At 43.2% G+C, this 11,815-nt stretch carries 13 protein-coding genes; 6 read left to right on the plus strand and 7 right to left on the minus strand.

The features are described 5' to 3' along the window. Positions 1-99 precede the first annotated feature (99 nt). Positions 100-1,137, plus strand: coding sequence for a FecCD family ABC transporter permease (locus CWO13_RS01480; protein WP_107898376.1), 1,038 nt, complete (start codon positions 100-102; stop codon positions 1,135-1,137). Beyond that, positions 1,137-1,919, plus strand: coding sequence for a heme ABC transporter ATP-binding protein (locus CWO13_RS01485; RefSeq protein WP_107898375.1), 783 nt, complete (start codon positions 1,137-1,139; stop codon positions 1,917-1,919). The genes CWO13_RS01480 and CWO13_RS01485 overlap by 1 nt, the downstream gene beginning before the upstream one ends. 395 nt (positions 1,920-2,314) lie before the next feature. Here the strand turns inward: CWO13_RS01485 and CWO13_RS01490 are convergent, their stop codons facing one another. Next, on the minus strand, positions 2,315-2,776 hold the full coding sequence (locus CWO13_RS01490) for a TetR/AcrR family transcriptional regulator (RefSeq protein WP_102433067.1): 462 nt from the start codon (positions 2,774-2,776) through the stop codon (positions 2,315-2,317). Between the two features lie 530 nt (positions 2,777-3,306). Here CWO13_RS01490 and CWO13_RS01495 point away from each other — a divergent pair. Continuing rightward, positions 3,307-3,606, plus strand: coding sequence for a YfcZ/YiiS family protein (locus tag CWO13_RS01495; RefSeq protein ID WP_017062761.1), 300 nt, complete (start codon positions 3,307-3,309; stop codon positions 3,604-3,606). A gap of 36 nt (positions 3,607-3,642) precedes the next feature. Here the strand turns inward: CWO13_RS01495 and CWO13_RS01500 are convergent, their stop codons facing one another. Further along, a complete protein-coding gene (locus CWO13_RS01500; protein ID WP_102478883.1) occupies positions 3,643-3,945 on the minus strand; it encodes a YnjH family protein in 303 nt (100 codons plus the stop codon). Between the two features lie 101 nt (positions 3,946-4,046). On the opposite strand from CWO13_RS01500, the gene CWO13_RS01505 reads away from it, so the two are divergent. Beyond that, positions 4,047-4,646 (plus strand): hypothetical protein, encoded by a 600-nt coding sequence (locus CWO13_RS01505; protein ID WP_048662376.1) that lies wholly within the window; start codon positions 4,047-4,049, stop codon positions 4,644-4,646. A 102-nt stretch (positions 4,647-4,748) separates the two neighbouring features. Here the strand turns inward: CWO13_RS01505 and CWO13_RS01510 are convergent, their stop codons facing one another. Further along, positions 4,749-5,855 (minus strand): 1-acyl-sn-glycerol-3-phosphate acyltransferase, encoded by a 1,107-nt coding sequence (locus tag CWO13_RS01510; protein ID WP_102433118.1) that lies wholly within the window; start codon positions 5,853-5,855, stop codon positions 4,749-4,751. A gap of 175 nt (positions 5,856-6,030) precedes the next feature. Between CWO13_RS01510 and CWO13_RS01515 the strand changes: the two genes are divergently transcribed. Next, entirely contained in the window at positions 6,031-6,657 is a 627-nt protein-coding gene (locus tag CWO13_RS01515) for a hypothetical protein (RefSeq protein ID WP_048661092.1), read from the plus strand. 133 nt (positions 6,658-6,790) lie between these two features. Here the strand turns inward: CWO13_RS01515 and CWO13_RS01520 are convergent, their stop codons facing one another. Together CWO13_RS01520 and CWO13_RS01525 are read right to left on the minus strand one after the other, a co-directional pair. Then, positions 6,791-7,279, minus strand: a complete 489-nt coding sequence (locus CWO13_RS01520; protein ID WP_048661091.1) for a hypothetical protein — start codon at positions 7,277-7,279, stop codon at positions 6,791-6,793. Between the two features lie 22 nt (positions 7,280-7,301). Next, the gene (locus tag CWO13_RS01525) at positions 7,302-7,823 is read right to left on the minus strand and encodes a nicotinate-nicotinamide nucleotide adenylyltransferase (protein WP_048662378.1); all 522 of its coding nucleotides are present in this window, start codon (positions 7,821-7,823) and stop codon (positions 7,302-7,304) included. Between the two features lie 109 nt (positions 7,824-7,932). On the opposite strand from CWO13_RS01525, the gene nadE reads away from it, so the two are divergent. Then, positions 7,933-8,763, plus strand: a complete 831-nt coding sequence (gene nadE, locus CWO13_RS01530) for an ammonia-dependent NAD(+) synthetase (protein WP_108082406.1) — start codon at positions 7,933-7,935, stop codon at positions 8,761-8,763. 86 nt (positions 8,764-8,849) lie between these two features. Here the strand turns inward: nadE and CWO13_RS01535 are convergent, their stop codons facing one another. Beyond that, a complete protein-coding gene (locus tag CWO13_RS01535) occupies positions 8,850-10,706 on the minus strand; it encodes a hybrid-cluster NAD(P)-dependent oxidoreductase (RefSeq protein ID WP_108082407.1) in 1,857 nt (618 codons plus the stop codon). A gap of 293 nt (positions 10,707-10,999) precedes the next feature. Then, positions 11,000-11,761 (minus strand): EAL domain-containing protein, encoded by a 762-nt coding sequence (locus tag CWO13_RS01540; protein ID WP_258186357.1) that lies wholly within the window; start codon positions 11,759-11,761, stop codon positions 11,000-11,002. Positions 11,762-11,815: the final 54 nt, after the last annotated feature.

Here is an 11,815-nt window from a genome sequence, read left to right on the forward strand (position 1 = left end):
CTACCCTATTTCTGCTATCGCTATTCCACTTCCCTTTATCCACAGACTCACGTTGTTGGTAGAAGGAATTAAAGTTAGCGATAGATATTGAGGCCCTTTATGTTGTTACGATCCGTCCCACTGAAAACATCGATGTTAGGCCTAGGTGCAACCCTAGCCTTTGTCGCGCTGTACTCAATCACTGTTGGGCCAATGAACATCAGCTTGGCGGACAGCGCTACAAGCTTAATTAACCGAAACAATGACTTAGCACCTCACATCAACTTAGTCATTCAAGAAATTCGATTGCCTAGAACCATATTGTGCATGTTGATTGGTGCGATTCTCGCGTTATGTGGCGCTGTCATGCAGGGCTTATTTCGAAACCCGCTTGCTGAACCTGGAATCATTGGTGTGTCTGCTGGTGCGGCGCTAGGTGCAGCACTGGCCATCGTGCTTTTCTCTGAGCTATCGCTTCAATACCCTGCTTTCATGAACTTTGCTGCGGTTCCTGTGTTCGCTTTTCTTGGCGGTGCTTTAACCACACTGCTCGTTTACAAGCTTGGTACTGGCAAATTCGGCACCTCTGTCACCATCATGTTGTTGGCGGGTGTAGCGATCAGTGCGCTCTCTGGCGCTGGTATTGGCTTCTTGAATTTCATTGCTGATGACCAAATGCTGCGTGATCTTTCATTGTGGTCGATGGGTTCACTGGCGGGCGCTAAGTGGTCAGGTATTTTACTGGCTGCTATCACACTCGTTGGGTTGTTTGTTGTTTTCTACCGCCAAGCAATGTCACTGAATGCTCTATTACTGGGTGAGTCAGAAGCGCAACACCTTGGCATCCCAGTACAGAAACTCAAGCGAAAGCTGATTCTACTGACTGCCGCAGGCGTTGGTATCACGGTTAGCCTATCTGGCATGATTGGTTTTATTGGCCTAGTGATACCTCATTTAAGTCGCATGTTGGCAGGCCCTGACCACCGAGTTCTATTGCCATTGTCAGCGGTGCTAGGCGCACTACTGCTAACCGCCGCAGACATGTTCTCACGCGTGGTATTGGCACCAGCAGAGCTGCCAGTGGGTATTGTCACTGCGATTATCGGTGCTCCATTCTTCTTGTACCTTCTATTTCAACAGAAAGGGAGAATCCTTTAATGTTTCCTTCAGCGTTAAAAGCGACCGATATCGAAGTGAAGTTCGGCAGTAAAGTGATATTAGATGGCGTTTCTATTGAGATTGAAGCAGGAAAGGTAACAACACTGCTTGGACCAAACGGCGCAGGAAAAAGCACACTGCTAAAAGCCTTATGTCAGGAGATATCGAGCAAGGGTGATATCCAGTATTTTGGGCACACCAAAGACAAGTGGCCTTCTCAGAAACTGGCGAAACACTTGGCGATGCTTCCTCAACACAGTACCTTGACCTTCCCATTTCTGGCGCACGAAGTTGTCGAACTTGGTGGTATTCCTCTGCAAGAATCCAACAAAAAGCTCACTAGTATCGCTAGACAAAAAATGGATGTTGCTGATGTCACTCACCTGAGTGAAAGGCTCTACCCCTCGCTATCTGGCGGTGAAAAACAGCGCGTTCACTTAGCTCGAGTGTTAACTCAGCTTCACCACTCTGGTGACCAATGCATCTTAATGCTCGATGAACCGACATCAGCACTGGATCTCGCCCACCAGCACAACACTTTAAAAATCGCGAGAGAGCTAGCCGACAACCACAATGCCTCCGTTATCGTGGTTTTGCACGACCTAAACCTAGCCGCTCAATATTCTGATCGACTCGTAGTATTAAAAGACGGTAGCTTGGTTTGCGATGGCAGCCCTTGGGAGGCTCTTCAACCTTCGATGATTGAGGATGTATACGGCTACAAGAGTATCGTAGAAAAGCACCCTACCATGAGCTTTCCTCAGGTTCACCCCGCCCAATAGACTCGATTTAGAACCTACTCATTTTGAGTATTCGTTCCTAATAACAATTAAGCCATTCTAAGCCTCGATTTTATCGAGGCTTTTTATTGGCTCATAGCCTCTCTCTCGCCTTAAACTTAATTTTATTAGCAACCATAGCAATGAACCCCACAACGTCTCACTCCGAGCGTTTGAGGCTCTAGAAATAAACAGTATCAGTTAGTGTTGCTTAGTTTTTTGCAACTAAGATTGAATATAAGAGGCAAACGTAAGCATTTAAAAAGAAAAGAAATAACTTCATTTGGAACTAAATACAGTTAGCGGCAACGGTGTGAGAGCAAGAGAAAAAGAGCGAGATAAATGAAATTGCAGGCACAAAAAAAGCCCCCTCAGGAGCTTCTTTCATTGTGTGTTGATTATTGGCTCATTCGAATCAATGATTTACCAATCAACCACTCAAGTTCTTTACCGCTAGAATCGCCAAACTGAGTTTCAGTCAGCTTGTATAGACGATCAATACCGTTTGCAGCGAACTCATGAGCGCTCTCAGCAGTAACGATATGATGGAAAAGTAAACGTAAGATTGCTAGGAACTCAGCGTCTTCAAGTGCTGCAACCCAGCTAGCTGAAAATGCGTCAAGGCCATTTTCGAAGTCAATGTGTTCCATGAACATCTTGAAAATACGACCGTCTAGAGCAGCAGTAAAATCCGTTTTCTTTGGAAAGTGATGACTAATACCTGTACGAGAAACGCCTGTTTGTTGACTCAACGTCGTGTATGACATCTTGTCGTAACCCAACCTTAGTAACTGGTCTACAACGGCATCCATGATCTTCTGGATTGTGATTTCTGTATCTTCTTTACTACGCTTTGGCATATTCAGGCTCTTCTCTTTGTAAATCCATCTAACTCAATCAAATGAAGTCAGAATGAAAATTGTTATCAGCATTATGTGAGCAAGGCATTTTTTCGCAAGTATTTCCATTAAAATACCCACCAGTACTTCGCATAAACAACTTTACAGTGCTGCCTCTTTGGGCACTTTGTCTAATTATTCTTCGAAAGTAACCTTACCGCTCTAAGTGGTTAATCTAAAATAACTACTTAGAATATCAAATACCCAACAATAAATTCATTGTATAAATACCTATCAAGCAATAGATAGTCTTATAAAATTAGTCACGACGCAACTAACTGAATGATATTCTAACAAATTAATGACACTGCTTTTCAACAAAACATGAGATAGATCACATACATATTTGTCGGCGCGAATGTACATATTCATTTAACCCCGTAACAAACAACATAGCATACCAATGCAAATTAGTTCAAAGATTTTAATTTTTGTAGATACAGTTCAAATTGCTCGTTAGAATAACCTCAGATTTTGTAAGAGGATTATTTATGAGCCAAGATATTGGTAACAACGACGTATGTGAAGCTTGCGGCTGCGCGGGCGAAATCGGGTTCATCATCAAAGAAGGCGACGATGTTGCTGAGGTAACAGTTTACGGTAACTCTAAAGCCCTTATTGAAGCTGAATTCGCTAAGTACGTTGAGTTAGCAAAGCAAGTGTCTAGCAATGTTGAATTTGAAGCGTCAGAGATGACTGAAGAAAGCACAGAATTGCATGCACGCTTTAAATTTGAAGTAAGCGCTGAAAAGATTATTTTCGAACTTAAGACTCGCTCTCTAGCTCGCTAATATAAGCACTTACACGCACACTATTAAAAGACGAGTTTATTGCTCGTCTTTTTTTATTATTTCAACCCAACCTAGAGCACCATTAGTCTCAAAGTCATTTTCAGCCGCACATTTAATCACAACACCCGACACCTCAACGATAGCACCGACACTATATGCCCTATCATTGTAATAACAAACTCGTTGCTGTGAACCACTCTGAGTGACGACGACTGCCGCCTTTGCTGGCGTTGATATTATTTTATTAGCACTTGCTGATATTGAGCAAAGCACCGCGGATAAAATCACAAAAATTGTCAGAATTTGACGCTTTATTCGAATCATAGATTTACCTTTCATTGTCTCTGATTCCTATTTACCTACCAACAAATGAGTAAAACACTATGCGAGAATAATTTTTTCATTATAGTGTTAACGTCTATCGTAATAAGAAGCTCGTTATGCTCCGAATAATTGCACTTATTATTGGTTCTTTAACCATAACAAATGTGACTGCAGAACCACTCGATCAGTATCAAATATTGAACCATCTCGACAATTACGGAAACTTATATCTACGAAATAAGCCTTATACATCACTACCCACTGGGTTAATTGTTGATGGCAATCTAAATATAGAGAACACAGCGATCACTCGCCTGCCTAAAGGCTTAGAAGTTAACGGTAGCCTCAAAGGCTCTAACAGCCAGCTCTCTCGAGTTCCGACTGGAATTAAGATAAAAGGCTACGCCGACTTAATTGGCAGCAAAATCACCAGCTGGCCAAGAGGCGTAAGAGTGGGTGGTTTTATCAACCTCACTGATACTCCACTTCAGAGGCTACCTAATGGCTTTAGAGTGAAAGGCGATCTGAGCGTGATTCGTACGCCTTTAACAGAACTACCAAACGGGATAATCATTGATGGTGACTTATATATAGGTGGTTCTGGGATCACAACGTTTCCCGATACCATGACAGTCAAAGGCAACATCTATCTAGGCGGCAACACTGTAACCACATGGCCAACCAACCTAGAACTCGGTGGCGCCGTCGCTCGATAGTTCAACCCAAACTTTAGGTCTTAAAAGCAGATGGTCAGCAACAAAAAAGGAGCCTAAGGCTCCTTTTTCAGTTCCATCAATGAACTCGTTTGCTAACACTCGTTAGCCGATATTCTTCACTGGGTTCGCATAGCTATCGATCAAGTATTGACGAGCGCCTTGTGGCAAAGTCGATAACTTCTCTTCAAACTCTTGCTTAACCGCAGCTGTAATCGACTCGTCTTCTCTTTCCGCTGCTAGCAAGTTAACTGGGAACAGCTTGTAGTTATCGTGGATCTGACGATCGATCTCTTCAGCAAGAGCTTCAGGCGTATCAAAATCTTGGTCGATAACCTGACCGAAGCCGACGTGAACGCGTCCTTTATTACCGATGATGCCTTGAATGATACTTTCGATATCTTCAAACTCACCCTTTTCGTAACTACCGTTTACGTCTTTTTCGAAAAGCTCTATCGCTTTAGCTGTGTCACATGGGTCGTTCTCGTAAGAAATAGCCACAGGAACGATCTTCAATGACTTCACATATTCAGGGAAAGCAATTTTTTGCTTACGTCCTTCAACGTGAAACATTTTCAAGATTGCTGGCTCAGTAAAATCGTTACCGTCTTTAGCGCGACCTTCCTTTTGAGCGATCCAGATTGAGTTGCCCGTTTCTAAAGAATGCTTAATGTAAGAAGACAGCTGCCCTAATGCTTTCATCATCTCACGCGGTCCTTTCAAAGAACGCTTTACGATGAAGCTCTTGTTCAAACGCATCAACTCCGTCGCACATGGTTTCTTCAGCAGGTTATCACCAATAGCGATACGACAAGTCTGATGGTTGTTTTGATGCAGGGCGTAGTTTACTAATGCAGGATCCATAGCAATGTCACGATGGTTCGATACAAACAGGTAAGCTTGATCCGCATCCAGTGACTCTACGCCAGTGTATGTCACACCTTGGGTCGTCTTAGCCAATGTATCGCGTAAGTACTTTTTCACTTCAATTTGAATGGATTCAACGCTGGTCAGCTTGCTCCACTTCATTTTTAAGTACACACGTAAAATAGGGCTCATTAATGCTTTGAACCAAGACGCATGGTTTGAAAAACGATAGTGCAAGATTGCACTGATAAATTCTTCATCATTAATAAGACGGTTTAGTGCCGCTGGAATTTCATCATCGCCGTAAGGACGAATATCAACATATGGATCGGTTGGAGAGGTCATTTTTTCATTCATATAATAAAAAGCTGGCTCATTCTACGCGTTGTTTTGACTTCTCGCAGCTACAGAGCCCATACTTTTGACAAGGTCAGACCAGAAACAGTGAAAATCCCCTGTTATTGTTGGCATTCTTTAAGATTAACGGTAATCTTGACGCCCCAAAATTAAGGTACTATCTATGAACTTCGCTATTGAATATACATCGGCTTACTTTTCACACTTGGTGATCACACCACGCAAGAAAGTACTAAAACATAGCCTTGTATCGGTTCAAAGTGGCTTGGTTTTGATCAAACTGGGTAAGCAAGAGTACGCTGTTGAACCTGGCCAAAGCGTTTGGATTCCCTTTGACTGCTTAACTTCGTTGACTTACTTCCCAAACACTCAAATTAGCCGTGTCGACTTTTCTGTACGTTTGACGGATTCATTCCCAAGACAAGCGGGGTACATTACGCAAACTAACCTCTCTTCGGCACTATTAGAAAAGCTAGAGCAGACCAAAGCTCGCGCTTCCAATGCCAATAATACGGAACAAGCGTTTAAAGATATGCTTTCTGTATTGAAGCAAGAAGTGCTGTCGTTTAAACCACTGCTTTGCGAAAGTGCGCTTTCTCAGCGATTCAATCAATGGAACATTGATGATTCAAACCTACCACAAGAGCACACTCTGGTGATGGTGATGCGAGAAGCAAAGAAACGTATGCAGTCAGGCCAAAAACGTTCACTTGTGATTGATGATCTGTTCTCAGGTAAAGAGGAAGAGTTCGAGCAACTGTGTATGCTTGTTTTTGGTGAAGATTTATAGCTTGGCGGTAAGTGAGAGTTGGTATTTAAACTAATAAGCCAGATACTAAAAAGCCGCAAAAACTGAGTTTTTGCGGCTTTTTTAATTCTTAGTGTTTTTACATAGATAGCAATCTATCTATGTCACTACCTGTCTAAAATGGCAATTCAACCTGCATCATTAGGTCGGCGTCACGTGAGTCATGCCAACGATAATCAAAGCGCATACGCGGCTGCCCTTCTACTTTCTCACCAAAACCGATGCTGAGTTGAAGACCATGATTCATCAACCACTCTTCCGTCGACATATCATACTGCTCGTCTTCCAGATCTTCGGGAAACCACATCCCCAAACCTACATAGTTTGATTCAATGCTTTGTGTCAGTAGTGGTGCGTCTTTACTTTGAAGAACCCAATCAGACCAATAATCAGGTGTACTTTCTGGTTCATCATCGCTCAGCCCACTGATTTCCATCATACGTTGGCCAAAAGACTCGATACTCGAAGAAAAGTCCAAGCAATTATCGTCACTAGAAGTCAGCATGATCGAATCTAAGCTAAAAAAGTCACATTCAGCGTATGCAGGCATACTGCATGCTGTTATCAACAACGTCGCTGGTATCGCGCGCTTTAGCATAGTCATCAGACCTCTTGAATTAATGAATCTACATTATTGTATACAGACCACTATCTTGCAACATCTTTGTAACTGACTTAGTGCTCAGTTTTGATACATCGCTTCCACTTATCAACGCATTACGAATGTCTGTACTACGAATTTTGACTTTTTCAGGGCAAGCCATTACAGACCACTGCTCGGTAATCTCATCTGATTTATAGAAAGATGAGAACTTAAAGAAGTTATCTGGGCCAATCACAAACGTCAGTTCAGCGTCACGATGTAACTTTTGAAGTTCACTGAGCACTGCAAAAGTCGTGACGCTTTCACCTGGGGTAAATAGGCTCTTTTCGATCAAAGAAAGCTCCACTTGATCCAGTGAAAGATCACTAATAAATGCGTTAACTAACTGACATCTCGTATCAAAGTCTAGCATCTCTTTTCCCCAAGCATGGGCAATACTTGGAACCAGAAGAATCTTGTCGAAATGAGCCAGTGAATCAATCACACTTTTATGCCCTAAGCTCGGCGGATTAAACGCACTACCGAAAATGGCTATTTTTTCCATTATTAATTACTGCCTTCTCTTTCTAAGCTTGTGCAAAGAGGTTTTTAAATCGAATGATTTAGGTATGATAACACTAGATTTTTAATTTGCTTGCAGGAAAGGAATACGAATGGAACAGTTAATTCGTGACGAAATGCGCGTACTACCTTCAATTGACCCTCACTTCGAAGTGACTCGTCGTGTGGACTTTATCAAAACGAAACTTCAACAGTCTGGCTGCAAGTCCCTGATCCTTGGTATCAGTGGCGGTGTAGACTCAACGACCTGTGGCCGCTTGGCACAAATGGCCGTTGATAGCCTTAATGAAACTGCTGGTAGCAACGACTACCAATTCATCGCAGTTCGCCTACCTTACGGTGAACAAAAAGATGAAGACGAAGCGCAACTTGCGCTGTCTTTCATTCAGCCTTCTCAATCTGTTTCTGTAAACATCAAAGCGGGTGTTGATGGGCTTCACGCTGCATCTCACGTTGCGCTTGAAGGTACAGGCTTACTACCAACAGACTCAGCAAAAATCGACTTTGTGAAAGGTAATGTGAAAGCTCGCGCTCGCATGATCGCACAATACGAAATTGCAGGTTACGTTGGCGGCATTGTGATTGGTACTGACCATTCAGCAGAAAACATCACTGGCTTCTACACCAAACACGGTGACGGTGCATGTGATTTAGCGCCTTTATTTGGCCTGAACAAGCGTCAAGTTCGTGAACTAGCAGCAACACTGGGCGCTCCAGAGCTACTGGTTAAAAAAGTGCCAACCGCTGATCTAGAAGAGCTTGATCCACAAAAAGCCGATGAAGCAGCCTTGAACCTTTCTTACGATCAGATTGATGATTTCCTTGAAGGCAAAGAAGTGCCTCAAGACGTGTCTGACCGCTTAGTGGGCATCTACAAAGCAACACAACACAAGCGTCAACCAATCCCGACGATCTACGATTAATGCTTTAAGTTAATCTCAAATTAAAAAGGCCGGAAGTTCAACTTCCGGCCTTTTCTATTTTATGAAGGGAATGACTTAATTAGCCATTAATCAACAACTTCGATATCGGTTTGAGGCACACTGCAACATGCCAGTATCTGACCCATATTACGTTCATGCTCTTGCAATGCTGGTACATCCGGTTGGTGAACTTGCCCAGACTCAAGGGTCACTTTACAAGCGCCGCAGAAACCCGCACGACAACTTGAAGCAATAGACACACCCGCCGACTCTGCTTGCTCTAGCAAGGTTGACTGGTTATTACCTTCGAACAAGTAGCCATTGACACTTAGCTGCAGCTGCTTCACCGCCTCTTCGGTAGACTGAGCCAAACCAAACGCTTCTTGATGGTAATGCTGAGGGTTGAGTCCCATTTGAATCAGCAGTTTCTTTGCATTATCCATAAAACCGTCAGGGCCACACACGAACGCTTGGCGCTTGTGTAGATCTTCAATTTTAGCGACATGAGACACGCTCAAACGTCCAGACAAACCATCCCACTCTTTCGTTGGTTGGCTCAATGAATAAATCACACTTAAGCCTTCGTGCTCTTTGGCGATCTGGTCAATCTCAGCTTGATAAGGGATGTCTTCTTCGCTGCTGCATTGATGATAGAAAACCACGTCATCAATTTGACCATGGTCGGCTAGGTAGCGAAGCATCGACAGCATTGGCGTAATACCGCTGCCTGCAGACAAAAGCAATAACGGGTGAGTTGGATTCGCTTCTAAGTAGAACGCACCATCTGGATTTTGAGCAACCAAAGTATCACCCACTTGGAAGTGATCATTTAACCAGTTAGAGATTTGACCATCGTCCACTCGCTTCACAGAAATCGCCAAACGGCCTGCGCGTGATGGGCTAGAAGATAACGTATAACGACGAGAAACCTTCTCGCCATCAATCACCATCTCAATCGGTAGATGCTGCCCAGGCTGGTAACTTGGTAGTGAGTGGTTCTCTTTCGCTGGTTCTAGCCAAAACGTTGTAAAGTCGCGAGCGATCTCTTCACGTTCAACACAGGTTAAATGCAAAGACTCGACCCAAGTGTCTTCATAATGCTCTTTCTCTTTGGTTTCGAGAACTTCAACCACGTCACCCGCTTTAATCAAACCCTCGTTTTTTGCCACAAGGTTTTGACCAAAGAATACGCCACCACGCTCATTCGCTCTGAATGTAGAGAAGGTATTAAGAGGCTCTTTTGTCGCTCTGAATTCGCCGCTCTCAACATCTACTGTCGTTAGGATACAGCGCTCACAAGGCTTCACCGCTTCGAATTCAACCTCACCAATTCGGATACGCTTCCAGCTATCTTCGGCAAAGGCTTCTGTATTTGAAACAACAAAATTGGTGCGGAACTGATCCATTGAATGGACTTCAGGGCTGCGGCGATTGAGCTCATCTAGAGAGGCTTGGCTGATCACCAACATTGGATAGCCATCAGCGAAGCTTACATTGTGACCAAGCTTTTCTCGGACACGATTTGATTGCTCGCCACAGAACAGTAACTCAACACGAACACCCAACACGTCACTGAACCAATCATCGGCTTCATCACATGTCGTGTATGCCGTGAAGCTGTCTTTCCACACCGTTGCAGGCGCTTCTTGCATCTTGAAGTTTGCATATTTCAGACACAGTGGCTCTTTACCTTCATAAGTAAAAATCAAACCGTCTGGCTGCAAACTTGAAGAGACCTTAACCATCTTCGGGTACTTGCGCGCTGTAACCATTGAGCCGTCAGCCAATGCCAGCATGAAACGCCTGTCAAAAGTTAGACCTTGTTTTTCGACCCAAGCAGAAGAGAGCGCGATCCCGCCCACAGATTTCACGGGAAATACATTGATTTGAGATAGAGAAGGCACTTGCTCTAAAGCCTTTTGATCTGACGGTAGCTGCGACATAACGATTCCAATGCTTTGTTGTTTCTCCCAATGCTAACAAATGGTTATAAATAGATAAACGGGCAGGCTTCAAACACTTGATGCTCAGTCGACATAGGTAAACTGTTAGAGTCACATTATGTTCTAGGAAATCCACAATCCCAGAAACTAACGACGATGATGCAGGACGAACTAATACGCCCCCTCGACTCCCCAATAGCATCTATGTTTTCTGATGTTGAAAACCAACAAAATTCAACTTCAATACTCAGTACTCTTCCTGTTCAATAAACATAATGATCTCTGCACTATATTTAAGGAGATGAGCAATATGCTATATGTTTTTTTGACAACTGATTCAGTGAGCCCGGTTTACCCAAATGATACCCTTGAAAATAAGCTATGCCCTGCGACTTTGCAAAACGAAGATCTTCATGGGTTTCAATGCCTTCAGATAACAATTCAATTTGATACTTTCGAGCTAAAAATCTGAGGCGCTCCCAAAAGGCCGAGTTATCACTCCGATTTCTCATCAATGAACGATCTATTTTTACGATATTCGGTTTGACTAACCTAATCAGTGCTTCACCAGTGTTATAACCACTGCCATAATCGTCAATCGCAATTTTAATCCCAAGACCACGACATACTCCGAACTGAGAAATCATCCTTTTCTCGTCGATGCCAACGGGGTATTGTTCATTCTCAGTAAGCTCAATCCATAAAGTTATATCTAACTTGTTGCACGCTTGCCAAATTGGGTAAATATCACGTAGAAAAGTGAAACTTAAAACGTGACCTGGCGAGATATTAATAGTCAGAAAATCAATCATTTTCTTCTGAGACAATAGTTCTTCGGACACTCTTAACAAGAATTGTTGAGTAAACCATGCAATCTTCCCACAACCTGAGAGGCAACGAATGGACGCTTCAACGTCATACCCTTTTTCCCAACGTAATAAAACCTCAGCACCGACAGTTCCATCACCATTAGTTATCGGTTGAAAAACAGGATAAAACAATCCCTGATCGACATCGTCAATAAGTATTTCGGCTTGCAAATTTTTAGACAACATACTCGAATTCATAGACAAACCTCTTCTTGTGATTGATCGATACTACAGATCAAT

It is taken from the genome of Vibrio sp. ZF 223 (assembly GCF_003050585.1).
Classification (GTDB): Bacteria; Pseudomonadota; Gammaproteobacteria; order Enterobacterales; family Vibrionaceae; genus Vibrio; species Vibrio crassostreae.